This window comes from Thiomicrorhabdus xiamenensis (assembly GCF_013282625.1).
Taxonomy (GTDB): Bacteria; Pseudomonadota; Gammaproteobacteria; order Thiomicrospirales; family Thiomicrospiraceae; genus Thiomicrorhabdus; species Thiomicrorhabdus xiamenensis.
The window spans coordinates 850,458-874,047 of the sequence record NZ_CP054020.1 but is presented as its reverse complement, the minus strand read 5'-3'; the positions used below and the strand labels follow the sequence as shown (position 1 = coordinate 874,047).

Here is a 23,590-nt window from a genome sequence, read left to right as displayed (position 1 = left end):
GAAAACGTGTCCTCTGTCCATAGAGCGGAGTGACATTTCGAACCAGTAATTCTTACACCCTCATAAGAAGCAACCCTAGGGTTCCGTATACCTGACCCCGATGTGGTGTTTTATTAATCCGAACCCGAAGCCCCGGACAGGCACCAAAATAAAACACTAAACAGCATACGAAGATGGAGGTATGATCTTGAATACGCAATACGACTAAGATTCGAGGAATACCTATGGCGGAGCTGATTCTGTTTCTCACCCTCATCGTTTTCGGACTCTACTCAGAGGAGTTTTTCGCAACCCTGCTGGCCGGAATCGTCATATGGATACTGTTGCAGAAAAATAACCAGCTACAGAATCAGTTGAATAAATTGCTAGCCGAATTCGAAACTTTTAAGCAATCCACCAATCGTCCAGAACCGTCCGCCAAAAAGCATTCGCCGCCCCAAGAATCAGGCGAAACTCTCGCCTCCACCCAGTCACCCCATTCCGCCACAATACCTTCAAACGAAACACCACAAGGTGCCCGACAAACGTCTCCTGTACCAAAGGCCAAATGGAAAAGTGTCTCGCCGTGGAACAAGGATTCCAAGGACGACCAGACAGACAACGCAAAACCGCTTATCGCCTCCGTTCAGCAATACTTGCGTTCCGGCAGCTTACCGCCTTGGCTAAACTGGTTTATCGAGAGTAACGTCACCACTAAAATCGGATTGTTTGTACTCTTCTTCGGACTTGGCTTTCTGCTCAAATACGCTGCCGACCAAGGACTGCTGCCAATTGAACTGCGTCTTCTGGCCATCGCGATACTTGGCCTTATACTGTTGCTTATCGGTCTCAAACTATTCACTAAACAAAAGCAACAAAACTTCGCCTTGCTTCTACAGGGCGGCGGCATAGGCATCCTTTATCTGACTACCTATTTCGCCTTTAAGTTTTACGACGTCATTCCGGTGAGCGCCGGCTTTTTCATTCTCCTGCTGGTTATGGCAAGCTCCATCTATCTGGCGGTAAAACAGGATGCCCAACCTCTGGCCTTTATGGGCGCCCTGGGCGGCTTCCTTGCTCCTATACTGGCCTCGACCGGACAAGGCAGCCACATCATCCTGTTCAGCTATTACATCGTTTTAAATCTGAGTATTTTCGCCATCGCCTGGTTCAAAGCCTGGCGTCGTCTCAATCTGCTCGGTTTTGTCATGACCTTCTGGATTGCCATCTTTTGGGGCTGGTTCCGCTATACGCCGGAAAATTACCTCAGTGTGCAACTTTTCCTGATCGCTTTTTTCCTGCTGTATACGGCGATTGCCGTGCTCTTTGCGTTCAAACAGCCTCCTAATCTGAAAGGCATGGTGGACGGAACCATCGTATTCGGAACCCCGATCATCAGCTTTGTAATCCAGACGGATTTAATGCGCCCGTTTGAAGACGGTCTGGCAACCAGCAGTCTTATCCTCGGCCTGTTTTATCTGGCGCTCGGATTCGGCCTAATGAAAAAGGCCGGCAGCGATCTCAAACTGCTGTATCAGGCATTTTCTGCGCTCGGCGTTATCTTTCTGACCATTACCGTGCCGTTATTCTTCGACGATCATGTCGTCTCGGCAATCTGGTCGATTGAAGCCTGCGGCATCATCTGGCTTGCCCTACGCCAACGGCAGAGCTTAGGGCTTTACTTCGGTATCCTGCTGCAACTTCTCGCCTCGCAGTTCTTTTATATCGCGCAATTTGCCCTTATCAGTTCAGCCGAAACCGCCATTTTCAACGCTTTTTATCTGGGCGGCCTGTTGGTCGGTGTAGCCAATCTACTCAGCGCTTTCATGCTTTATAAAAGCCGGAGCCTGCAATCAATGGAGATTCGCGCAGCGTCAATTCTCCTGCTGATCATCGGTACCCTATGGTGGTTCAGCATCCACTGGCTCGAAATCGAACGCTTTGCATCCTTCGACTGGCAGACCTTCGGCATCCTTACACATTTACTGATCACCTCTTTGCTCATAACTGCCATCGAAGTGCGCTTCAACTGGCAGGACCTGCGTTATTACCGCCCGCTTTGGCTTGTCTTCCTGCTTTTGTATGCGCTTTACCTTTTTGACCATAACAGCCATCCGTTTGCCCATCATGCCTGGATTGTGTGGCTGTTCAACGGCGCCGCTTTTTACGCCATCCTCAAATGGCTGGAAAACCATTCGCCGGAGAGTATCCTCTTCGGCAAACAGCTACATGCTCTAAGTCTGTATCTGTTTATAGGAATTCTGGCTCTGGAAGGACAGCACTATGCCACTCACCACTATCTGGACTGGGTTGCGGCCAGCCTGTTGCTGTTTATGCTGCCGGTCATTCTCGGACAAAGTCTAATCAATCAACGCAGATTCTGGCCTTTCAATGCGCACGCCGAGTTGTATCTCAATACCCTTGCACTACCGCTGTTATTGATAATATTTGTATGGCTGATCAGCTTTAATCTCGCCTCTGCCGGAGAAGCCTTGGGAACGTTTTATTTACCGCTGCTCAACACTCTCGATCTGCTTGCACTGACCGGTTTCAGCGTACTGTACCAATGGCTCAAGAGCGACACGCAAAACGCGCGATCGATAATCGACAGAGGCGCGTGGTATCTCTTCGGGATTGCGCTGTTTGCCTTTGCCAATGCGGTCATTCTGCGTCTGCTTTATCACTGGTACGATATCTACTACTCGCTGCATATCTGGCTGAATTCTTCGACTACGCAAACCACCCTTGCGATCTTCTGGAGTCTACTCGGTGTCGCGATTATGAAATGGGCGCAAAAATCCGCCAAGCGCACGCTGTGGCTGGCCGGATCGGCGCTTTTGGCGCTGGTGGTCATTAAACTGTTTATTTTCGATCTCTCCAACTCCGGTACCATTGCCAGAATTATCAGCTTTATCGGTGTCGGCGGAATCCTGATCACCGTCGGCTACTTTTTTCCGATTCCGCCGCAAAGCAAACCGCCCATAAAAAACCCAGCGGAGGAGTCGCCAAACAAACCGTGAAACATCGCGGTTGGCGCTTCTCACGCGCCCGTTTTCTTTACTCACAAACAAGCCTGAAAAAACGGTGACCGAGTAATCTTTACTGCCGCTTATCTCTTAACGCGGTTTGCAGAATTGAATTCAAGTCATTACTATTGGAAGTGGTTTATTGCCATCTCGGGCGATAAATCCTTTTCAAAAGCAATTTAAGGAAGCTAAAAATGGCGAAAGAAATCAAGAAAAAAGCGATCAAGAAAGCCTCAACCAAAGCCGCTATGAAACTTGTTAAGAAAAACGACCTTAAAAAGAAAAAAGCAGCCGGAGTCATTAAGAAAGCAACTAAGAAAGTCGCCAAAAAAGGCCTGACAAGCAAAAAGAAAATGAAAACCGCAGTCAAGAAAGCCGTTAAAAAAGCCGCCTGATCCTCTGCTTGTCAAAATGACAAAAGCCAGCTAAACGCTGGTTTTTTTCTATCCACTCTTCAGGTACATACAACGCCTGTCTATCGTGCTGCAAACCGATTTTTACTGACAATAAACAAAGCAACCCCGCCAAGAATCGTGACCGAAGCCAGCGTAAAGCGCAGCGTAATTGATTCATCCAGAAACACTACCGCACCCAACGCAGTCAAAGGCGGCACGCTCAATTGAAGAATCGCCGCACTGGCAGCGCTTAAAAAAGGCACTACCGCATACCAAACGGCATAACCGATCCCCGAGGCTAAAGCACCTGAGGCAATCGCCAGAACGACACCGGTTTGATCAAGACGACTACTGTCAATCCAGAGTAAACTCAACAGCACAGCCAAGGGCAGTGCACGAATAAAATTACCACTGGTATCGTAATGGGCATTTTGCGCACTTCTTCCGCGCAGGGAATAAACGCCCCAGGCAATACCAGCAACCGTCATCAGCACGGCGCCCGAAAGAGACGGTGACGACGCGCCCGGCAAAAGCAAAACCAGCATACCGATTACCGCCAGAGCAAGCGCAATCAGCTGCACAACATTCAACCGCTCGCCCTTATACAAACCGTAACCGATCATCGTCAGCTGCACGGCTCCGAACAATAACAACGCTCCCGTCGCGGCAGATAATTCGATATAAGCAAACGAGAAACCGGCAGCATAGACAAACAACGCCAGAGCCGACCAAGTATTCCCGCCAAATCTTCTCTTCTCAGCAGCAAGACGGGGTTGCTGTCGATAATTCAGCAACTTCCACAAAATAAATAGCATCACCGCACCGGACACCAGACGAATGGTTGTAAAAGACGCGGCATCAATCGTCGTTTCCGTCAAGGCAATACGACACAAAAGCGAATTCGCGGCAAAAGCGATCATGGCTAAAGCCGCCAGTAGTAGCACTCGAATTGAAATCATCTTATGTAGCAAGATCCTAGGAATTCAGACAAGAAGCCGGACCAGTTTACCGAAATTCAAACCGGCAAGATAACAATAAAAAAGCCGCTGAACTTAGCGGCTTTGGAAGCGTCTATCGAAGACAGGAAAGAACAATACCGAACACAGGTTCAGATTTGCTTAATACACTCTTCATAAGTTTTTCATATTTACAGATAAATATAACTTATAATAAGATCAACTCAGTTAATAAACACATGGAGAATCAAATATGAACCGAGCCGATCTAAAATCCAAAAGTAAAACAGGACACCGTTTTTTAGGTATTTCTGCAGCAATTGTTTCAAGCATTCCAGCTTCACTAAAAGTACTGATTACACTGTCTGTCCCAGTAGGCCTTGCCTGATTCACACTTTTCGGAGATTGGAATCCTCCTTTCTCCGAATCCTCTATACACCCTTACCCTTTACAATAACGTCTTCTGTTTCAGTAGAGCGTTACATTTTTGCGACATCACTTCGCAGCCAGCCTGAGAGAGATCATGCACAAGGTCCTCCGCAGAGTCTGCTCCTGCCGATAACCAAGCCCACCTACAACAACCAATCGTCCAATTTCCGTAAATGACGGCACAATAGAATCCGCTAACAAATACTGTCTTTTTCACTTTAAATCCCTTTATACCTATTAAATATATTTATTTATACCTAAGCAATACAAATACTCTTACAATTTACTGCAGCAAAGTATTCTTTTTAGGGAAAAATATGAAAATAGCGATAAGCAGTATCGACGGCAAGACTATCTGTGGCGACGCAGGAAGCTGTCAGGGCTTTTTAATCTATGAAATCAGCACCAACCAGACAATTCATCAAACGTACATCGAGCTTTCACGCGAACAAATACTGAAAAATCTTACCACCCCCATTTCAGATATTCCGGATCACCCGCTTACGGATATCAATGCCTTTATTACACAAAGCATCGAAAAAGAACTGCAAAGCCGCTTGGAAAGCGATGACATAAAAGTGGTTAAAACCAAAGACCACGAACCGCTCATGGCACTCAATCAAATTGAACTCACCTGTCACTGAATCACGAAAACCAGCATTTAGCTGGCTAGTTATGTATGTATTCACACGCACGGTGAAGGATAAAGGACTAAAAAGTGTTCTGCTTTACCTAATTATTAGTAGTGTATTCATCACGTTACAAAGTAACTTATCACAGAACCATAAATGACAAGAAAAACACCAAAGACCTGCTGGGGAATTCCTCCAATTGAAATATCAGATAAATTACGGTCAATTAATTTCAACGTTTTTTTACAAGATCTAATTTCTTGCTTTAAAACTAGCAACTCATTCTGAAAATCGCTTCTTAGCTCTTCAACCAACTCTTTTGACTGATTCTCAACAAAGTCTAACTGCTCTTGAATGTAGTCAATCTTATCTTCAATACTCTCAATTTTTTTTGTGTGTCTAATCTGCGCTTTTCCAAAATGACTCTCATTCTGTAAAAAATCAACTTTTATAACCTGTGTCTTGCCTAGTTCAAAAAAGCCTTTCAGATAGGAAGTAAGCATTTTAATTAAAGAACTATTTTTAATTACACCTAAATTGCTATCTATGCTCCATAAGACAATGAGTCCACCTATGAGCTGAAAAGAAATAGAAGCCAATCTATTAATTTCATTTAACTCATCTGGCATACACTTATACGAAACATAGTGCAGAAACATAACAAATAACAATAACCATAGCGGCCATATCTTAAATAAATACTTAACTATTAAAATAAGCTTTCTCACAAAAAACATCTTAATTAAGTCAAAGAAATTTAATTATTCCATAATTTCCATTCCAAAATGAATTAATAAACTAGTCAACTTAAATAAGAAAATCATGTGAATAATCTTTATAAAAAAACAAAAAAACCGGCATATAGCCGGCTTTTCTAAACAATATTTTTAGCGAGCGCTTTGCTCAAGGTCGAGGCGCTTTTCGGGGAAGTGTACAACTAGTACACGACTCGGAAAGCAACAAAGAGATTGAGCAAATAAGCCGCCTAAAAATTAGTTTTTGTCTTGGTCGATGATTTTGTTGGCTTGAATCCAAGGCATCATCGCACGCAGTTTCGCACCAACCTGCTCGATTGGGTGCTCTGCGTCTTGACGACGACGTGCAGTCATTGATGGGTAACCCGCCTGACCTTCAAGGATGAACTGTTTAGCGTACTCACCAGTCTGGATGTTCTTAAGCGCTTGACGCATCGCTGCACGAGACTCATCGTTGATTACGCGTGGACCAGTTACGTATTCACCGTACTCAGCGTTGTTTGAGATTGAGTAGTTCATGTTCGCGATACCGCCTTCGAACATTAGGTCAACGATCAGCTTAAGCTCGTGTAGACACTCGAAGTAAGCCATCTCTGGCTCGTAACCCGCTTCAACCAATGTTTCGAAGCCCATTTTAACCAGATCAACCGCACCACCACAAAGTACTGCTTGCTCACCGAACAGGTCAGTTTCACACTCTTCGCGGAAAGTGGTTTCCAGGATACCAGTACGACCACCACCGATTGCAGAAGCGTAAGATAGCGCGATCGCTTTCGCGTTACCTGAAGCGTCTTGCTCAATCGCGATCAGATCAGGAATACCACGTCCGTTTTCGAACTCAGAACGTACAGTGTGACCAGGCGCTTTAGGCGCGATCATGATAACGTCAAGGTCTTTACGAGGAGTAACCTGGTTGTAGATGATTGCGAAACCGTGAGCGAATGCCAGTGCCGCACCTTCTTTGATGTTCGGCTCGATTTCGTTTTTGTAAAGATCTGCCTGGAATTCATCCGGAGTCAAGATCATTACTACGTCAGCGCCTTTAACCGCAGTAGGAACATCTGCAGTTTTAAGACCGTAACCTTCCGCTTTCTTAACAGAAGAAGAACCTGGACGAAGACCTACAACAACGTCAACACCAGAATCTTTAAGGTTCGCCGCGTGCGCGTGACCTTGTGAACCGAAACCGATAACGGCAACTTTTTTGCCTTGGATGATTGATAGATCGCAGTCTTTATCGTAATAAGCTTGCATGTTTTATCCTTAAATCAAAGGCGGAATCGCTTCCGCCGTAAGTTACATAAAAATGAAATTAAAATTCTATAGCAGCCGCGTTTAGTTCAGCTGCAGGCATTTTTCGCCGCGCAGAATACCCATCGTGCCCGAACGAACCGTCTCCAGAATCAATCCTGAATCCAAAGTATTGATAAAAGCGTCCAGTTTATTGCTGTCACCGACCATCTGGATGGTATAGGTAGTCGAGGTCACATCAATAATATCGGCGCGGAAAATATCCGCCAGACGCTTGTACTCTTCACGCATATCGCCGGTCGCCGATACTTTGATCAACATCAGTTCGCGTTCGATATGGACGCCTTCGGTCAGATCCAGTACCTTAACCACATCGATCAGACGGTTAAGGTGTTTGACGATCTGCTCGATCTGCTGATCGGTACCAGTGGTCACCAGAGTCAGGCGCGAAAGCGATTCGTCTTCCGTCGGTGCAACCGTCAAAGCCTGAATATTATAGCCGCGCGCTGAGAAAAGACCGGCAACACGAGATAAAGCGCCAGACTCATTTTCAATTAGCATTGAAATAATATGTTTCATCTTTTGCCTACCCTTATACCAAAATCATTTCGTTCAGACCTGCACCGGCCGGAATCATAGGATAAACGTTTTCCTGCTGATCGGTAATAATGTCAACGAACACCAAACGATCTTTAAGCTCTTCGGAGAACACTTTTTCCAATTCAGCTTCCATGGTCGCAGGGTCTTCGATACGAACACCGACATGACCGTAAGATTCCGCCAACTTAACGAAATCCGGCAAGGACTCCATATAAGACATCGAATAACGACGCTCATAGAAGAACTCCTGCCACTGACGAACCATCCCCAGGAAGCCGTTGTTCAGGCAGATAATCTTAACCGGAAGACCATACTGTAGACAGGTCGAAAGCTCCTGGATATTCATCTGAATCGAACCTTCACCGGTCACACAGACAACCGTTGCATCCGGGTGCGCCATCTGCGCCCCCATCGCCGCCGGCAGACCGAAGCCCATGGTCCCCAGACCACCGGAGTTGATCCAGCGACGTGGCTTGTCGAACGGATAGTATTGCGCAGCATACATCTGATGCTGACCAACATCGGAAGCCACATAAGCGTCACCGTTGGTCACACGCCATACGGCTTCCATTGCAGCCTGAGGCTTGATTTTGGAGCCGGTTGTGTCGTAACGCAGACACTTGGTCGCACGCCACTCTTCAATCTGCTTCCACCAGTCAGCCAGTGCTTTTTCGTCTTTCTTCTGTTTGGTTTCGTCCAGAACCTGATTCATTTCCGTCAGAACCTGTTTAACCGGCCCAACGATCGGAATATCCACAATCACGTTTTTCGAGATCGACGCCGGGTCGATATCGATATGAATGATCTTGGCATCCGGGCAGAATTTTTCCAGATTACCGGTTACGCGGTCATCAAAACGCGCACCAATCGCGATAATCACATCAGAGTGATGCATCGACAAGTTGGCTTCATAGGTTCCGTGCATCCCCAGCATACCGACCGATTGCGAGTCAGACGCCGGGAAAGCGCCCAAGCCCATCAGGGTCTGAGTAATCGGGAAACCTAACTTACGAGTCAATTCCGTCAATTCAGCCGAAGCGTCACCCAGAACGACACCACCACCGGTGTACAGAATAGGACGCTTCGCAGAAAGCATCATTTCCACCGCTTTCTTGATCTGTCCGCTATGGCCCTTAGTTACAGGCAAGTAGGAGCGAATATCAACTTCTTGTGGATAGACATAGTTGCTTTTGGCGTTTTGAACATCTTTCGGAATATCAACGACAACTGGGCCAGGTCGACCTGTTGTGGCCAGATAGAATGCTTTTTTGAGCGTATCGGCCAGATCATTAACATCCTTGACCAAGAAGTTGTGTTTTACGATTGGTCTGGTAATCCCAACGGTATCGATCTCCTGGAACGCATCCAGACCGATCAAACCGGTTGGCACCTGGCCGGTAATGCACACCATAGGAATCGAATCCATATAGGCGGTTGCAATACCGGTGACCGCATTGGTCGCACCAGGGCCGGAAGTTACCAAGACCACTCCTGGTTTGCCTGTAGAGCGCGCATAACCGTCTGCCGCATGGACAGCCGCTTGTTCGTGACGGACTAAAATATGATTTAACGTTTTAGCGTCAGTATCCAGGGCATCGTAGATCGGCAGAACCGCTCCACCCGGATACCCCCAAATGTGCTCTACGCCCTCATCCTGCAAATAATTTACAAGAATCTGGGCACCAGTCATTTCCACAACAATGGTCCTCTTAATTTTAGGCCGGAGCGATTTTCATTTTGGTTAGCTAAAAATCGATCCGACAAAAACAAAAAATTAAACACTCGGAAGTCCGAGCGGTAAACAGGAAATTATAACGGAAAGCAACGGGCATGAGAACCGTAAGCAGTTCTTTTTTCGCCCATTTTCAATAGAAGGTGCTAATCGGCAGGGATAAGCCGAGCAGCAAATACAAAAACCCCTGCATTGACAGAGGTTATGAAAGGAGAATTTTAGTCGTTCTGGCGATAGTTTTCGGCAAATAACTCTCGACGATAATGCTTTAGCTCATCAATGGATTCGAGAATATCGTCCAATGCCAGATGCGCGCCCTTCTTCTCGTGAGACGAATACACATTTGGCGCCCAGCGGCGCGCCAGCTCCTTAAGGGTACTGACATCGAGGTTACGATAATGAAAGAACTGCTCCAATTTAGGCATATGCTCCACCATAAAGCGGCGATCTTGACAGATCGAATTACCGCACATCGGCGATTTACCGGAAGGAACGTACTGGCTTAAAAATTCGATCGTCTGCTGTTCGGCCTGCTCCAGATCGATCTCACTCGCTTGCACGCGGGCCGTTAATCCGGAATTGCCATGATGCGTAACACACCAGTTATCCATTTTATCGAGCTCTTGCTGAGCGGTCTGAATCGCGATCACCGGCCCTTCGGCAAGCACATTTAACTGGCTATCGGTCACCACTGTGGCAATCTCAATAATGGTATGTTCTTTCGGATCCAACCCGGTCATTTCCAAATCAATCCAAATTAAGTTGTTATCTGACTTCATACTTCTGGCTCTTTTCCCTAAAATAGGCCCCTATCTTAACCTAATAAATTGAGAATCCTTAGCGCATGACCAACTGGATAACATCGATATTTTTATTTGCTCTGATTTTAAACCTACTGATCGAATTGTGGTTGAACATTAAAAACCAGTTTCATATCGGCATCCATCGAGAGAAGGTTCCGGAAGACTTCTCCTCGGTCGTCAAGCTCGAAGACCACCAGAAAGCCGCCGATTACAGCCGCGCCAAACTGCAACTGGCACGACTCGGCCTGTTTTACGATGCAGCCATTCTCTTGTTTATGACTCTGGGCGGAGGATTTCAAGACATCTATAGCTTATGGGCGAACAGCTCGTTGGATCCGATCTGGCGCGATGTCGCTTTTCTGGTTTCCACCCTGTGGTTCCTCTCCGTCCTGCATCTGCCGTTCACGATTATGAGTACCTTCAAAATCGAAGCCCAGTTCGGTTTCAACCGTACCACGCCGGGCAAGTTCATCAGCGATCTGTTCAAACAATGGGCATTAGCGCTGGTGCTTGGCTTGCCATTGGCCTGGGTAGTCGTTTCCGTAATGAACGCCTTTATCGATGATCTGTGGTGGCTATACACCTGGCTGATCTGGATGGGTTTCCAACTGGTACTGATGTGGGCCTATCCGAAATGGATTGCGCCGATCTTCAATAAATTCACGCCACTTGAAGACGGCGAAATGAAACAGCGCATTGAAGCGCTTCTGGAGCGTACCGGCTTTGAATCCAACGGCGTATTCGTGATGGACGGCTCCTCACGCAGCGGGCACGGTAACGCCTATTTCACCGGCTTCGGTAAAAATAAGCGCATCGTCTTTTTCGACACGCTTCTGGAAAAACTCTCTCCGGACGAAGTTGAAGCGGTGCTGGCGCATGAACTGGGACACTTTAAACACGGCCATATCAAAAAACGCATGCTGGAAATGTCCTTAATGACTCTGGCCGCTCTTGCTCTGCTCGGCTGGCTGATTCAGCAACCGGTTTTCTACAGCGGCCTGGGAATGAACGAACAGTCTCCTTCCTGCCATCGCCCTGCTGCTGTTTATGACCGTAGTCCCGCTACTGTTTTTCTTTATCGGACCGATCATGGCCATCAAAAGCCGTAAACACGAATTCGAAGCGGATGCTTTCGCTGCCGAACATGTCGGCCCAGAACACCTGATTTCAGCGTTACTGAAACTGTATCGCGACAATGCCAGCACCCTGACTCCGGATCCGGCATACTCTGCCTATCACGACAGTCACCCGCCGGCTAAAATCCGTATCGATCATTTAAAACAATTGGCAAAATAATACGCTTAAGGATAAAAAATGAGTGAAAAAAGCGAAATTCTACAAACCCTTCTGAACTCACGCTGTAGCGAAATCAGCCCGAAAGACAAGCCGCTGATTATTCCGAGCATTGAGAGCAACATCAGCCACCTGGACGGTTGGGAAGTTCCTCTGAACTACGCGGAATTGAAAAAACGATTCCAGTTCAAAAACTACTATCAGACCGTTGCTTTTGTAAACGCCGTCACCTGGCTGGCGCAGAAAGAAGGTCACCACCCGACCGTCTGCTTCGGTTATAACCACTGTGATATCAGTTTGAGTACGCACGACATCAAAGGCCTGAGCATGAATGACATGATTATGGCCGCTAAAATCAACGCTTTGCTGGAAGACTGAATCTTACTGAAGCGTTTCTCTCTATTTAAAGGTAACTTATGTCAAAACGCCGCTTAACCAAACAACAGAGCCGCCGCGTCAGCCGTCAACGGAAGAAAGAGACCGGCGAACAAGATCTCAAACAGGAGAGCGGTCATCTCGGAGAAGAACGCAACGGTCTGGTCATCACCAGCTTTGGAAAGCGTGTTCTGGTCGAAGGTGAGGATCAACAGAGTTATAACTGTGCCATCCGCCAGCATCTGGGCAAACTGGTCGCCGGCGACAAGGTTATCTGGCGCTCCGATATCGAAGCGGGAACCGGCGTCGTCATCAGCGTTTTGCCACGCACGCATGAACTGAGTCGCCCCGGCTTTCGCGGCCAGACCCGAATGGTCGCGGCCAATATAGATTTCATCGGCATTGTCACACCGGTGGTTCCCGGTATCCATCCGGACATGATCGACCGCTATCTGGTCGGCGCAGCCCAGCTGGGAATCCCCGCGATCATTATTCTCAATAAAACCGACCTGCTGGAAAGTGATGAAGACTGGGAAGCGGTTGCCGAATTGCTGGCACCTTACGATGAAATGGAAATCCCGTTAATCCCGGCCTCTACCGTTTCTCAGCAAGGACTGGATGAACTGTTGGACTATATGCACGATAAGAACTCGGTCTTTGTCGGCCCTTCCGGTGCAGGCAAATCGTCGCTGATCAACGCTCTGATTCCGGATCTGGATATCCGCGTCGGCACGCTTTCCGATGCCACCGGGCTCGGGAAGCACACCACGACCAACAGTATTCTGTATCACTTGAATCTGAAAGAAGATGTCAGTATTTATGAAGGGAATCTGATCGACTCGCCCGGCGTGCGTCAGTTTAATCCGGCCCCCTGCTCGCTGAGCGAACTGGAAACCTATTACCCCGATTTCGCCCCCTTTCTAGGACAGTGCAAATTCAATAACTGCACCCACGGGCATGAACCGGATTGCGCCATCAAACAAGCTGTCGAAGACGGAGAGATCGCCTTTACTCGTTATCAGAGCTTTCGCCGCCTGCTTGACGAGTTCAGCGCAGAAAACAGCTGAGCGGATGACAATATCCGCTCATTGTTGCTGACCGGTGATGTTATTGACCGGCTACCCATACAGACAGGCCGTACATCAATCCAATGCTTCCGAAAACCGCGACGACCCAGAAAAGCAGTACCAACCAGAAAGATTGACGCTTACCGATATATTTCAGAAGCAACCAGGTCAAAACTGTCAGTATCAGTACAACGACCCATAAACGTAAAATCGCGATCACATTACACCTCTTTATCGTATTAGCGACTGAATGATATACGTATTATTCTCCCGATTGCAGGCTTTTTGGCAAATTTGCAGCGCAAATCCCGCTCTTTTGGATCGCTGCTTTTCCATTTTCAGACCTTTTTCGTGAGGAAAATCGCACACCTCTTATCGAAAAAAGACAGACTTTTACAGAAAATCATCCGGCTTTACTCAAGGCTTCTACGCACTTATAAGAATTCTCTTAAGTTTTTTATCGATTATTAAGGTTTGCTCAAGTCTCTTACCTTGACTCAAATATCCTTTTCGTATGTAATTTGCACCTAGGGAAATTTCCCGACCTTTTTTAAATCGTGCTTTTAGGAGAGTACTATGAAAAAAACTGTAATTGCTCTAGCTGCGGCTGGTCTTGTTTCTTTTGGTGCAGCTGCTCAAGCTGGTGACGCTGCTGCTGGTCAAGCTTCATACGCAACTTGTGCTGGTTGTCACGGTGGCGCTGGTGAAGGTGGTGTTGGTCCTAAACTAGCTGGTCAGAACGCTGCTGATATCGTTGCTAAACTACAGAAGTATAAAGCTGGTGAGCAAGTAGGTCCTATGACTTCAATGATGGCTCCAATGGCTGCTGGTCTTTCTGACGCAGATATGGAAAACATCGCTGCTTACGTTTCTGGTCTATAATTTATAGTCAGTTTCTGTAAAGAACCGCCCTTAAGATTTTCTTAGGGCGGTTTTTTTATACCTATAGAAAAATTTATCGCAGCTGGCGGCAACTAATCGGCTTTACAACTTGATTTGCCGAGCCATTCGCTATAAATTTTAAAGCGTTTTAATCAGCAAGTTCCAATATAAGGATTTTCCTATGAAAAAAATGATGATTGCAGCTCTTTCAACAGGACTACTTGTCTCGGCGTCTTTCGGAGCTCAAGCAGCACCGGCTAAAGCGGCAACTTGTGTCGGTTGTCACGGTGCGGATGGAAACAGTGTTGTCCCGAATTTTCCAAAACTGGCTGGACAGCATGCTTCCTACCTTGAAAAGCAGCTAAAAGACTTCCGCGACGGTTTCCGTAAAGATGCGACCATGCAGCCTTTCGCTAAAGGTTTGACGGATGCTGAAATTAAGGAGCTGGCAGACTTCTACGCGGCACAAGCGCCTAAATAGGCCTTGTCTAGCGAAGGCTCTTTAATAGAGTTTTTCGTCAGCCATAAAAAACGCCGGTATTCATCTGAATACCGGCGTTTTTTTATGTTGCTAACCTTGCCTTTCTCCACTCTCGGCAGAGAAAGAACTCTTAAGCAATTATAGAAGCACTTTTTCGATACCACCGTTTTTCAACTGATCGACAAACAGCGCTTTCCAGTCATCACCCATGCGATTCTTAGCCAACTCAACCACGATATAATCGGTTTTCAAACCGGTTTCGCCTTCATAGCGATTCAGACCCTGCTGGCAGGCAGGACAGCTGGTCAAGACCTTGACGTTACCGTCGCGCGCCTTATCCTCACCAGTCAGATCCTGAATCCCTTTCTTCAACTCGATCGCTTTGCGGAAACGCAACTGAGTCGAAATATCCGGACGCGCCGTCGCCAAGGTACCCGCTTCCGAACAGCAACGATCGTTTAACAAAACTTCTTCAGTTTTCAGAAGATCTTTGGCAACCGACGTTCCATCCTTGAGCTTCATCGGATCGTGACAAGGCGCATGATACAGATACTTGGTTCCGGTCGCATTGTCCAGCGCGATCCCTTTCTCCTGCAGATATTCGTGAATATCCATCAGGCGACAACCCGGGAAAATACGACTGAATTCATACTTCAGCAACTGATCCAGACAGGTACCGCAGGAAACAATAACTGTTTTGATATCCAGATAATTCAAGGTATTCGCCACACGGTGGAAGAGCGCACGGTTTTCCGCCGTAATCTGCGCTCCTTTATCCGCCTGACCGGCAGCCGTCTGCGGATAACCACAGCACAGATACCCCGGAGGCAGAATGGTTTGAGCCCCGGTTTCCGACAGCATCGCCAAAGTGGCCATACTGATATCGCTAAACAGACGCTCCGAACCGCAACCCGGGAAGTAGAATACCGCATCCGAATCGTCGTTAACCTTATCCGGGTTGGAGATAATCGGCACCATGGTGCTGTCTTCCAAAGCCAGTAACTTACGCATCGTCGGCTGGTTCGGACCGGTATTCAATGGCTTACGGACAAAATTGATCACCTGTTGCTGCACCGGCGCGATTTTCGATGATTTGTGCGGAATCTCATCCAGGGATTCCTTCACCAGACCAAAAGACTTCGCCACCTTGTGCCCCAGCGTAATCATATTGGAGCTCCAACCGATCATCGTCTTACGCAACAGATTGATATTGGTCGGGTTCTTGGTATTCAGGAAGAACAGCGCCGCTTTTGTCGTCAATGAAAAACGTTTCTTGCCCATATTGGTCAAAATATTACGCATGCGGATAGAAACATCTCCGAAATCGATATCGACCGGACACGGCGTTTCACACTTGTGACAGGTGGTACAGTGGTCAGCCACATCATTCATCGCTTCAAAATGCTGCAGCGAAATGCCACGGCGCGTCTGCTCTTCGTACAGGAACGCCTCAATCACCTGGCCGGTTGCCAGAATTTTGTTACGCGGTGAATACAACAGGTTGGCGCGAGGAATATGCGTCTGACAAACAGGCTTACACTTACCGCAGCGCAGACAGTCCTTGATATCGTTATTCAACTCATCCAGCTCACTGGCCTCGAGAATAATCGCTTCCTGCTGAACCAGGCTCAAAGACGGTGTATAGGCATTGCTCAGACCGGAGCCCGGCATTAGCTTGCCTTTATTGAAGTGGCCGTTCGGATCGACTTCTTTTTTGTAGTTCACAAAGTCTTCGATCTTCGCCTGTTCCAGATACTGTATTTTGGTCAGACCGATACCGTGCTCACCGGAAATCACCCCGCCCAACTTGTGGGCAATTTCCATAATGCGATCCACCAGACGATCCGCCTGATGCACCATCACATAATTACCGGAATGCACCGGAATATTCGTATGAATATTCCCGTCACCAGCATGCATATGCAGTGCGACAAACAGGCGCGCCGTACGAATTTCCGCGTGAATCTCATCCAGGCGTTTAATCAGCGCTTCAAAATCGTACCCCATCAATGTCTGCTCAATGAAATCCTTCACTTCATTGCGATAGCTCATACGAACATCACGGCGCAGGAACAGATCGACAATCCGATCGTTGTCCCGCACTTTGTCGCGATCCAGTTCGGCGAACAGATCCAGAGCTTGCGCTGCCGGTTTGTACAGATTAATCAGCAGAGACTTCCAGCGTGTTCTGACATTATGCAGATGCGTCTGGATCGTTGTCAGGCGATTCTTAAAGTAGTCCGCATTGGTACCTTCGGCATTTTCAAAGTCGTCTTCCTGAGTGAATTCAGGGATATCACCGTTGAAGTACTCCTGGAAAGCCTCAAGAATTTCCAATTTGTTACGAATCGACATCTCGATATTGATCATCTCGATTTCGCTGTTGTACTCATTCAGGCGCTCAAGCGGAATAACCACGTCTTCATTGATCTTAAAGGCGTTAGTGTGTGCCGATATCGCTGCAGTACGCGAACGGTCCAGCCAGAAACGTTTACGGGCCTCGTCGGTTACCGCGATAAAGCCTTCGGCATTACGTTTTTTCGCCAGCTCAACAATTTCTTTACAGGTATTAGCGACCTCGAAACCGTTTTCACCGCAGATATCGGCAAGCAGCAACATTTTCGGCAGTTCTTTGCGATCCGCTTTGGTGTTGTACTTAACGGCGCGAATATAACGATCGTCCAAATGTTCCAGACCGGCCAACAGGATTCCTTCGGATTTCTTCTGCTCGACATAGTCGATGACCTCGACAATCGCCGGTACTGCATTACTTAGATCGGTTCCGAAAAACTCCAGACAGATGGTACGCGTATGGCTCGGCATACGATGCACAATAAAACGCGCCGACGTAATCAGGCCGTCACAACCTTCTTTCTGAACACCCGGCAGACCACTAAGGAATTTGTCGGTAACATCTTTACCGAGTCCGGCCTGACGGAAAGCCGAACCGGGAATTTCCAGACGCTCAGTCTCGCCGATCTGCGTTTGACCGTCTTTCTCAAAACGCTTGATGTCGAAAATAACCGTATGCTGATCCTGAAGTTTACCCAGGTTGTGATTGATTCGATGGACTTCCAACCATTTAGCATCCGGCGTGACCATTTTCCAGGACGCCAGGTTATCCAGTGTTGTTCCCCATAGAACCGCTTTTTTACCACCGGCATTCATGGAAATATTACCACCGATGGTCGAAGCGTCCTGAGAGGTCGGATCAACCGCAAAGGTATAACCGAAACGCTCGGCCTGCTCGGAGACTCGACGCGTGACCACACCGGCACCGGTGCGGATTGTCGGAACCTTGCCGATCATCGGTAATTCTTCCTGTTCGACCAGGCTCATGAACTCCAGCTTCTCGGTATTGATCACAGCGGTATGTTCATGCAGCGGAATCGCCCCACCGGTATAACCGGTACCGCCCCCACGCGGAATAATCGTCAAACCCAACTCGATACACGCTTCGACAATATCGACAATTTCCGCTTCGGTATCCGGAGAAATCACCACCAGCGGCAATTCCACACGCCAGTCGGTCGCATCCGTAGCATGAGAAACACGCGCCAGACCGCTGAAATCGACATTATCGTCACGGGTGATTTTTTTCAGACGCTTCTGAACCTTACCGCGGATCTCAATCTGTTCAGGGAACCAGGCAGCAAACTTCTGCACCGCCTTCTTAACTTCTTCGGTCAACTCGGCTGCGGTCTGATTCCCGTCAAGACGTTTTTCCACTTCTTGTAAACGATGATTCAGTGCATCAACCAACGCCTGACGACGTTTAGCATTGACGATCAGGTCGTTCTGAATATAGGGGTTACGGCTGACCACCCACATATCGCCCAGAACCTCAAACAGCATTCGCGCCGAACGCCCGGTATTACGACACTCACGCAGGGTCTCGATCGTCTGCCAACAAGATTCGCCGAGGAACCTTAGCACGATCTCCTTGTCTGAGAATGAGGTGTAATTGTAGGGAATTTCACGAATACGCTTCTTCGGAATCATCTGTTATAGCCTATGTTAAGGATCAACTTATAAACCGCTATTTAAACGGTACAGGGCGCTTAGCCCAAACTAAACGCCCTATGTAAACTTACACTACTTTAGGCGCTAAGCCCTCGGTTACTGCACTCTTTTTTTCTGCATTTTTTTCTTTTTCTTTCTTTGCCGCATCATGGCATCGATCTTTTGCCGGTCATCTTTGACTTTCGGTTTGGATTTGCGACCTTCAAACGGGTTTTGCGTCGCTTTATACTCGATGGTGACCGGTGTCCCAATCCACTTGAAAGCCTTGCGGAATACATTCGTCAAATAACGTGTATAGGCTTCCGGCAGCTTGTCCACCTGATTTCCGTGAACAATCACTCTCGGTGGATTCAAACCACCCAAGTGCGCATAACGCAGTTTGACACGACGCCCGGCGATCAACGGTGGCTGATGTTCCAGAACCGCCTGCTCGAGAACGCGGTTAAGATCCGAAGTCGACACCTTTTTGAAGGCCGCTTCGTGAACTTGCTGGACGGTTTTGAACAGGTCACCGACACCGCTGCCATGCAGCGCCGAAATCAAATGTTTTTTGGCGTACTCGACAAACTGTAGACGGCTATCCAACTCGTGTTTTACTTGCTCGCGCTGATAAGTCGTGAGGTTATCCCACTTATTGACCGCCAATACCAGCCCACGACCCGACTCGATCGCCAGACCGAGCAAAGTCAAATCTTGATCGGTCAGACCTTCCGAACCGTCTATCACCAAAATCACCACGTGCGACTGTTCCATCGCTTCGATCGCTTTGACGATACTGAATTTTTCGATTTTTTCTTTGATGTTTTTACGACGACGAACACCGGCTGTATCGATCAGAGTGTACTCTTTACCGTCACGCTCGAAAGGAACGAAAATACTGTCACGCGTTGTTCCCGGCATATCGAAAGCAACCACACGCTCTTCACCGATCATGCGGTTGATCAAGGTTGACTTGCCGACATTCGGACGTCCGATAACTGCAACACGAATCCCCGGCTGAGCATCCAGTTCCAGATCTTCTTCGTCTTCTTTTTCAGGCAGCTGCTCAAGCACATGATCGATGGCTTTTTCGACATTATCGCCGTGCGCCGAGGAGATCGCTATCGGATCACCCAGACCAAGCTGGAAAAATTCCGCTTTCGCCACGTCGTGGTCATAGCCTTCGGCCTTATTGACCAGTACCTGAACCGGCTTGTCGAAAAGACGGACATAGTTCGCAATCACTTCGTCCGCCGGCAAAATGCCCTGACGGCCGTCGACCAGAAACAGAACCGCATCCGCTTCATCCAAAGCCGCTCTAACCTGACCGGCCATAAGAGGATCGACACCCTCGGTCTCGCCGCTCAAACCGCCGGTATCCACCACGATATAGGGACTTTTGCCCAGACGTCCAGTCCCATACTGACGGTCTCGCGTCAGTCCGGGATAGTCAGCGACGATCGCATCACGACTGCGGGTCAGACGATTGAAAAGTGTCGATTTCCCAACATTGGGACGCCCGACAAGAGCGATAATCGGCTTACTCATTTAGCATAACCTAAAGTTAAAACACCACTCAACCGAGTGGTGTTATCTGAATTCTGAATTGATTTAATTAAAAGCGATTAAAACCAGGAATCGCCATATTCTTTGACAAATTCGGCTCGATCCGAAGGGCGAACCTGATAACGACTGATACTGCCTTGTCCGTCGAAGAGATAGATTGAATCCCCATCGACTTCTACGCGAACGATCTTGTTGCCGTCGCCGTAATCATTACTGTGTTTAAAGCGCGACGATTCGGTTCCCTGCAACTTGCTCACCCAGTGCACATAACCCCACTCGTCAGTAAGCAGCACATCTTCTTTATAAAACGCCAAGTCACCGATTGTCCGCCCTTTCATGGATTCCTGCTTCCACAAAGGCGCACCGCTTTTGGCGTCGAAGGCATATAGAACGTCGTCGTCGTCAACAACATAAAGCGCATTCGCATCGACGACAAAATCGCGATAACCGGAAAGCTCTGTGACAAAAATAAAGTTACCGTTTTCCGGATTGATCGCAGCTAATTTACCATGAAAACCGAGTGCATAAAGAACACCGTCTTTATATTGCAGATTCGCCTGAATATCGACCATTCGCTCAAGATCGGTACGTCCGGAAGGAATCGCGATTCGGGTTTCCCAGATCAGTTCCCCGGAACTGGCGGAAAGCGCCTGAATCATTCCGGTTTCCCAAGCAACAAAAACCAATTCATCGGTCGGCAAAACCTGTGGCGAACCGCGCAGGCTCAAGCTCGGCATCTGATGCTCGGACACCCAGACAGTGTCACCGCTGTCGCGATTCAAGGCGTAAACTTTACCATCGACCGTACGGGTAAAAATGAAGTTTCCATTGAGTGTTGGCTTGCCAACCACCTCACTGGAAAGCTGTTTCTGCCACAGAACTCCGCCATTATCGGCATCAATCGCTTTCAATCGACCTTTGGCGGTACCGATAAGAATACGGTCATTATCGCTATCCAGAGTCGGACCGGAAGTAATCGCTTCGTCAAAACGCACTTCCCACACGACTTGATCCGTCCATCGGCTTTGCGGATTTTTGCTCAACTTGCTCACATAGCCTTGCGAATTGGCAACTACCAGTTGTTGCTGATCGTGGGCAATTGCCAGCCCGCGGGTATCTCCGTTAGGCATCGCCGACTGTCTCACAGTCCACAGCAGATCCATTGTCAGAGCTGAATCGATCTGTTCTTTAGGCGGCTCTTCCTTCTTAATCGTTGAAGAACAACCGCTCATCAGAGCGACCGCGCCACTCAATAAAACGACAGAAAGGAGTTGAGTCTTTTTAAATTTCATCCTGTTCCTTTTAAGCAGTCACTCTGCTGTCTGCAATAACTCGGCCAGTCACCCTTACTGAGCCAAATCATCCAATTGAATCTGCGCCAAGCCGCGTAAATTGTCATCAGCGCTTTCGTTGCCGATCACCGCAGTAAACGCTTCGGTTGCCTTATCGCTGTTGCCTTCAGCCAAGGCAAGGATACCGGCATAATAATCTACATTCGCTTGTTCCGACAGAGAAACTTTGGCCGTTTTCAACTCATCCAACGCCTTTTGCGCTGCACTGTAATTTTTCTGGTCCAGATAAACGCGAGCCAAACGCAGTTTGGCAATCGCTTTAACCTCTGCATCGGTTGCATTTTGCTCAACCCAGTTAAACTTTTCGATCGCACTGTCCTGCTTACCCTGTTCGAGCTCAAACTTGGCATACATCAAAGCCGCTGCCGCTGCATACGGGCTTTGTGGTTCTTCCTGCATCAATTTCAGGGCCTCACGCGATACCTCGCCAAACGAACCTCTTTCGGCATTGACCTGCAAAGCCTCAAAAGTAACTGAAGCATTCGCCGCGGAAACATACTGAGTGTTAGTCCAGTAACGCCATCCGGATGCGGCCAGCACAACCAGTAGAACCGCGATCAATAAAGTAGTGCCATTCTTTTTCCACCAGGCCTTTATCGCATCAATCTGCTCTTCTTCAGTCTCATAACGGCTCATGAAAAGTCCTCTTTCTCAATTAGATTCATTCTAGTAAGTAATAATTAACAGTAAACGGTTTAACGCTTCAATTTAAGCATTCAGAAGCGGCTGCATGTAATCGACCAGCTCATCCCAGGCGACCGTCTTTTGCTCACCTTCCTCACGTAAAGGTTTCACTGCTGCCACTTGCTGTTCGACTTCCTGATCGCCCAAGACTATTGCATAGGCTGCACCGGATTTATCCGCCTTCTTAAACTGGCTCTTAAAGCTGCCGCCACCGATATTCATCTGTACATTGGCTTGCGGAAAAGCTTCACGCAATGATTCTGCCAGAACCATTCCGGGACGGGTAACTTTTTCGCCCAACAACACCAGGAAAATATCCGCCTGGCGCTGTGGTGGAACCAGGTTTTTATCCATCAGCAAAGCAACCAGACGTTCGATCCCCATCGCAAAGCCGACAGCCGGTGTCGCCTTGCCACCGATCTGTTCCACCAATCCGTCGTAACGACCGCCAGCACAAACCGTACCTTGAGCACCCAGCTCGGTAGTAACCCATTCAAAAACCGTACGGTTGTAGTAATCCAATCCGCGCACCAGATTCGGATTAACGACATATTCGATTCCGCAGTCGTCAAGATGCGCTTTAACTTCTTCAAAGTGCTGCAGACAATCCGCATCCAGATGATCGATCAGTTTGGGAGCCTGTTCGATAAGTTCTTTCATATCCGGGTTTTTGCTGTCGAGAATACGCAACGGATTGGAATCGAGTCGACGCAGAGAATCTTCATCCAACTGCTCTTTATGTTCGCTGAAATAATCGACCAAAATCTGACGATACGCCATACGCGCTTCATTTGAGCCTAGAGTATTGATCTGCAACTCGAGATTTTCCAGTCCAAGTTGCTCCCATAAACGGGCGCTCAAAATAATCAATTCTGCATCAATCTGTCCTTCCGGCAAACCAAAAACCTCCACGCCAAACTGGTGGAATTGGCGATAACGACCTTTTTGCGGACGCTCGTAGCGAAACATCGGCCCGGTGTAATACAATTTCTGTACCTGATTATGCGTCAAGCCGTTTTGGATTACTGCTCGTACGCAACCGGCCGTCCCTTCCGGGCGCAGCGTCAGACTGTCGCCGTTACGGTCTGCGAAGGTATACATCTCTTTTTCGACAATATCCGTCACCTCGCCGATAGAGCGGGCAAACAACTCGGTTTTTTCCACCAAAGGCAAACGAATCGAATGATAACCGTATTGATGTAAAACGTTTTCCGACGTTTTTACTAAATAATCAAAAGCTTCCGCACTGTCTGCAAAAATATCATTCATGCCGCGAATTGCGGTAATTTTGTTGGCCATATGGGGTCAATCTCTACTAAAACGATGTAAT

The 23,590-nt window shown here is 47.9% G+C and carries 19 protein-coding genes and 1 pseudogene; 8 read left to right on the top strand and 12 right to left on the bottom strand.

Features of this window, described 5'->3' with window-relative positions:
* Positions 1-224: 224 nt before the first annotated feature.
* Positions 225-2,999 (top strand): DUF2339 domain-containing protein, encoded by a 2,775-nt coding sequence (locus HQN79_RS03990; protein ID WP_173284399.1) that lies wholly within the window; start codon positions 225-227, stop codon positions 2,997-2,999.
* 200 nt (positions 3,000-3,199) lie between these two features.
* Positions 3,200-3,400: a hypothetical protein gene (locus tag HQN79_RS03985; protein ID WP_173284398.1), complete on the top strand. Its 201-nt coding sequence runs from the start codon at positions 3,200-3,202 to the stop codon at positions 3,398-3,400.
* 80 nt (positions 3,401-3,480) lie between these two features.
* Here HQN79_RS03985 and HQN79_RS03980 read toward each other — a convergent pair whose 3' ends face one another.
* A complete protein-coding gene (locus HQN79_RS03980; RefSeq protein ID WP_173284397.1) occupies positions 3,481-4,359 on the bottom strand; it encodes a DMT family transporter in 879 nt (292 codons plus the stop codon).
* Positions 4,360-5,102: 743 nt separating this feature from the next.
* On the opposite strand from HQN79_RS03980, the gene HQN79_RS03975 reads away from it, so the two are divergent.
* Positions 5,103-5,429, top strand: a complete 327-nt coding sequence (locus HQN79_RS03975; protein ID WP_173284396.1) for a NifB/NifX family molybdenum-iron cluster-binding protein — start codon at positions 5,103-5,105, stop codon at positions 5,427-5,429.
* 110 nt (positions 5,430-5,539) lie between these two features.
* Here the strand turns inward: HQN79_RS03975 and HQN79_RS03970 are convergent, their stop codons facing one another.
* The 5 genes from HQN79_RS03970 to orn form a co-directional block, all read right to left on the bottom strand.
* Complete coding sequence (locus HQN79_RS03970) at positions 5,540-6,046, bottom strand: hypothetical protein (protein ID WP_173284395.1); 507 nt, start codon at positions 6,044-6,046, stop codon at positions 5,540-5,542.
* Positions 6,047-6,409: 363 nt separating this feature from the next.
* Positions 6,410-7,426, bottom strand: a complete 1,017-nt coding sequence (ilvC, locus tag HQN79_RS03965) for a ketol-acid reductoisomerase (protein WP_173284394.1) — start codon at positions 7,424-7,426, stop codon at positions 6,410-6,412.
* 81 nt (positions 7,427-7,507) lie between these two features.
* Positions 7,508-8,002 carry an acetolactate synthase small subunit gene (ilvN, locus tag HQN79_RS03960; protein WP_173284393.1) on the bottom strand — a complete coding sequence of 165 codons (495 nt, stop codon included), beginning with the start codon at positions 8,000-8,002 and terminating at the stop codon, positions 7,508-7,510.
* Positions 8,003-8,015: 13 nt separating this feature from the next.
* On the bottom strand, positions 8,016-9,719 hold the full coding sequence (locus HQN79_RS03955) for an acetolactate synthase 3 large subunit (protein WP_202984509.1): 1,704 nt from the start codon (positions 9,717-9,719) through the stop codon (positions 8,016-8,018).
* 254 nt (positions 9,720-9,973) lie between these two features.
* A complete protein-coding gene (orn, locus tag HQN79_RS03950; protein WP_173284392.1) occupies positions 9,974-10,534 on the bottom strand; it encodes an oligoribonuclease in 561 nt (186 codons plus the stop codon).
* A 65-nt stretch (positions 10,535-10,599) separates the two neighbouring features.
* Between orn and HQN79_RS03945 the strand changes: the two are divergent.
* The 3 genes and pseudogenes from HQN79_RS03945 to rsgA all read left to right on the top strand — a co-directional run bounded on the left by HQN79_RS03945 (position 10,600) and on the right by rsgA (position 13,293).
* Positions 10,600-11,854, top strand: a pseudogene (locus tag HQN79_RS03945) (M48 family metallopeptidase).
* Between the two features lie 18 nt (positions 11,855-11,872).
* The gene (locus tag HQN79_RS03940; RefSeq protein ID WP_173284391.1) at positions 11,873-12,229 is read left to right on the top strand and encodes a 4a-hydroxytetrahydrobiopterin dehydratase; all 357 of its coding nucleotides are present in this window, start codon (positions 11,873-11,875) and stop codon (positions 12,227-12,229) included.
* A 38-nt stretch (positions 12,230-12,267) separates the two neighbouring features.
* Positions 12,268-13,293: a ribosome small subunit-dependent GTPase A gene (rsgA, locus tag HQN79_RS03935; RefSeq protein ID WP_173284390.1), complete on the top strand. Its 1,026-nt coding sequence runs from the start codon at positions 12,268-12,270 to the stop codon at positions 13,291-13,293.
* A 40-nt stretch (positions 13,294-13,333) separates the two neighbouring features.
* Here rsgA and HQN79_RS03930 read toward each other — a convergent pair whose 3' ends face one another.
* The gene (locus tag HQN79_RS03930; protein WP_173284389.1) at positions 13,334-13,513 is read right to left on the bottom strand and encodes a hypothetical protein; all 180 of its coding nucleotides are present in this window, start codon (positions 13,511-13,513) and stop codon (positions 13,334-13,336) included.
* A gap of 356 nt (positions 13,514-13,869) precedes the next feature.
* On the opposite strand from HQN79_RS03930, the gene HQN79_RS03925 reads away from it, so the two are divergent.
* Positions 13,870-14,175, top strand: coding sequence for a c-type cytochrome (locus HQN79_RS03925; protein WP_173284388.1), 306 nt, complete (start codon positions 13,870-13,872; stop codon positions 14,173-14,175).
* 181 nt (positions 14,176-14,356) lie between these two features.
* Positions 14,357-14,656 (top strand): c-type cytochrome, encoded by a 300-nt coding sequence (locus HQN79_RS03920; protein ID WP_173284387.1) that lies wholly within the window; start codon positions 14,357-14,359, stop codon positions 14,654-14,656.
* Positions 14,657-14,794: 138 nt separating this feature from the next.
* Here HQN79_RS03920 and HQN79_RS03915 read toward each other — a convergent pair whose 3' ends face one another.
* The 5 genes from HQN79_RS03915 to hisS form a co-directional block, all read right to left on the bottom strand.
* Positions 14,795-18,658: a DUF3683 domain-containing protein gene (locus HQN79_RS03915; protein WP_173284386.1), complete on the bottom strand. Its 3,864-nt coding sequence runs from the start codon at positions 18,656-18,658 to the stop codon at positions 14,795-14,797.
* A gap of 117 nt (positions 18,659-18,775) precedes the next feature.
* Positions 18,776-20,206, bottom strand: a complete 1,431-nt coding sequence (der, locus tag HQN79_RS03910; RefSeq protein ID WP_173284385.1) for a ribosome biogenesis GTPase Der — start codon at positions 20,204-20,206, stop codon at positions 18,776-18,778.
* Between the two features lie 77 nt (positions 20,207-20,283).
* A complete protein-coding gene (gene bamB / locus HQN79_RS03905; protein ID WP_173284384.1) occupies positions 20,284-21,516 on the bottom strand; it encodes an outer membrane protein assembly factor BamB in 1,233 nt (410 codons plus the stop codon).
* A 54-nt stretch (positions 21,517-21,570) separates the two neighbouring features.
* Positions 21,571-22,212 carry a YfgM family protein gene (locus tag HQN79_RS03900; protein WP_173284383.1) on the bottom strand — a complete coding sequence of 214 codons (642 nt, stop codon included), beginning with the start codon at positions 22,210-22,212 and terminating at the stop codon, positions 21,571-21,573.
* Between the two features lie 72 nt (positions 22,213-22,284).
* Complete coding sequence (gene hisS / locus HQN79_RS03895; protein ID WP_173284382.1) at positions 22,285-23,559, bottom strand: histidine--tRNA ligase; 1,275 nt, start codon at positions 23,557-23,559, stop codon at positions 22,285-22,287.
* Between the last annotated feature and the right edge of the window lie 31 nt (positions 23,560-23,590).